Consider the following 2,136-nt stretch of genomic DNA (forward strand, 5'->3'; position numbering starts at 1 on the left):
ACCAACGCCTCATAATCCAAGGTTTTTTCAAAAGCAGGATAAGGTAAAAATGATTTTATCTCAGAGCCAAACATAAACACATCTTTTTTGAGGTAATAATAAAGTGGTTTTATGCCAAAATGATCTCTTACGACAATTAGTTCTTTGGTTTCATGGTCAAATATCGAAAAAGCAAATATCCCATTTAGCTTACTAAAAAGCGCAACACCATATTCTATAAAAGCATATAAAATGGTTTCTGTATCTCCTGATGATTTGAATGGATATTTGTTTTTGATTGGTTCTCTTATCTCTAAGTGATTGTATATTTCTCCATTAAATATAATTACATATCGCTTATCATGTGAAAACATTGGCTGATCTCCTGTAGGAGCGAGGTCTAGTATAGAAAGCCGTTGATGTCCTAAGCCCAGATTATCAAAAGTGTACGTTTCACTTTTATCTGGTCCACGGTGCTTTATTTGATTGTTCATAGGAACTATCAAACTTTTAGCATTTGTGTTAATTATTCCGACTATTCCGCACATAACGTTTTAGTGATTTATTTTAGACTAAAGTAATATAACAATTTTTTTGTAATTCTATTTCACTAAAAGGTCTAAAATATTTGTACTGGCAATTTTTTTTAAAATTTAAGGGTAGAGATTTAAAAATTAAGCGTTAGAGGTTGTTAATAAAATTAGTAAATCCTCAATACTATTTTTCACTTTAAGGGTAGTCTGATTAAGTAAATTGGGTTCTGAAATTGCTTTATTTACAGCAATGACCATGCTCTGTACTGAATATGGGTCAAATACAAGACTTGGTTTTACGATACTGTGTGTATATGGTAAATCTGCCGCAATTACTTTGGTATCCAACATTGCTGCTTCTATAAGACCAAGACCGACAGTTTCTAATAATGATGGATAAATGCAGAACTCCGAGGTACTAACTTCTGTGAGTAAGGCTTCATGGGATAAAAGACCTAAATTGGTTATTCTTGCGCCTTTTAAATTTAATTCAGCTATTCTTTTATGTAAGTTTTGAAAATCACTATCAGGAATGGTAAGGAAAAGTTGAGGTGTTTTATTCTGTTGAAGAAGCCGCTCCCAAGTATCTAGCAATCTTTCAAGATTCTTGTGACCATGAGGAAGGCTTGGGTAAATAAACTTGTTTTTTACTTTAAGATTAAACTTATTTTTAATCTCAGCAACTTCTTTGTCGTCAAAAAAGAGCATTTCTTTAAGAATAACATGTTCATTCGGATTATAAACCTGTTTGAATTTGTCTAAAACCAAACATGATTGAAAGATGTAGTAATCTGTACTATTCCGATTTGATCGCAGGTACAATCTTCTCAAAAAATAACTCAATTTTAGCTTAATTCCAACAAGCGATTTTCCTTCTAAGAGATGATAATTTTGAAAAAATGTAACCACTCTTATTTTTTTTTTTATACTAAAACCAGCAGGATAGTTGCCAAAGCAAAATAAGGAGACAATATTTTCTTGTCTATTGATAAATCGAGTAATTATCTTTCGCCTATTTATTACAGCATTTTCGTAGGCAATTGAATTGCTATCGTTGAGTTCGCTGATTTGGTGTCCCCATCTTTTGTCGAGCAAAGCAAAAAAAGCAATTTTTTTATAAATTAATATTCTTATAAAATAATTTAGTAAGATTGCTCCTCCTCCACTGTTTATATTTAATGCTTCGATTATTATCATTTGATAAAAAAAAATTAATGTTGATATATAAAATATTTTATTTATATATTTTGGACTAGAGTTTAAGTTTCCACTAAATAGAACTAAATTTGAGTAGAATGTTGTGCTTGTTTTTGATTTTTTTCCGAAAAATAAATTCCCATAATTATTCCAACTGCTGCATAGAAAAATATATTATTGTAAAAAACAGTATAGATAAATACTAAGAAAAAATAATTTGAAAGTACAGGATTTGAATATTTTTTTAATTTTTTTTGAATATAAAAATAAGCAAAAATATGAAGTAATATACCAATTATCCCACTTCTTGATATAATATTTATAATGAAATTTGATGGAACACTGTCTATCCTTCCATTATATTCTGTTTTTTCAAATTCCGACATATACTCAGAAGAAGGGATATTTATGGTATTAGGTCCTACGC

The 2,136-nt window shown here is 29.6% G+C and carries 3 protein-coding genes; all 3 read right to left on the minus strand.

Translation table 11 applies throughout. The annotated features are described in order from the left end of the window. The coding region (locus ACH2CG_RS05370; protein WP_395062962.1) for an asparagine synthetase B family protein at positions 1 to 527 on the minus strand (527 nt) is incomplete at its 3' end. 126 nt (positions 528 to 653) lie between these two features. Then, the gene (locus ACH2CG_RS05375; RefSeq protein WP_395062964.1) at positions 654 to 1,709 is read right to left on the minus strand and encodes a glycosyltransferase; all 1,056 of its coding nucleotides are present in this window, start codon (positions 1,707 to 1,709) and stop codon (positions 654 to 656) included. A gap of 83 nt (positions 1,710 to 1,792) precedes the next feature. Then, a partial coding sequence (locus tag ACH2CG_RS05380; protein ID WP_395062966.1) for a hypothetical protein occupies positions 1,793 to 2,136 on the minus strand: 344 nt, incomplete at its 5' end.

The organism is Flavobacterium sp., from assembly GCF_043778725.1.
Taxonomy (GTDB): Bacteria; Bacteroidota; Bacteroidia; order Flavobacteriales; family Flavobacteriaceae; genus Flavobacterium.

Excerpts from the sequence above, each read along its gene's own strand:
- ACH2CG_RS05375 (WP_395062964.1), bottom strand. The coding sequence starts at position 1,709 with ATGATAATAATCGAAGCATTAAATATAAACAGTGGAGGAGGAGCAATC.